Source organism: Paraburkholderia madseniana (assembly GCF_009690905.1).
In the GTDB taxonomy this organism is placed as follows: Bacteria; Pseudomonadota; Gammaproteobacteria; order Burkholderiales; family Burkholderiaceae; genus Paraburkholderia; species Paraburkholderia madseniana.
On sequence record NZ_VOSW01000353.1, the window covers coordinates 1 to 252 of the forward strand.

Here is a 252-nt window from a genome sequence, read left to right on the forward strand (position 1 = left end):
GTCACTCCTGGATTCTGGAGAATGCGGCGATGGACAAGGAAGTCCTGCGCAAGTGGTTGCAGGCCGGCTATATCGATGAGGGAACCCTGTTTGAGTCGCGGGCCGGCACCCCGCAAGGGGGTGTCATCTCACCCGTGATCGCGAATATGGCGTTAGACGGACTGGAGGCAGCGGTCCATGCAAGCGTGGGCGCTTCCAGATACGCGCGCAAATATGCGAAGCTTAACGTCATCCGCTACGCCGATGATTTCG

1 protein-coding gene is annotated in these 252 nt (G+C 59.1%); it reads left to right on the forward strand.

The genetic code is table 11. The features are described from left to right. Window positions 1-29 precede the first annotated feature (29 nt). The coding region (locus FSO04_RS46135; RefSeq protein WP_267905129.1) for a reverse transcriptase domain-containing protein at window positions 30-252 on the forward strand (223 nt) is incomplete at its 3' end.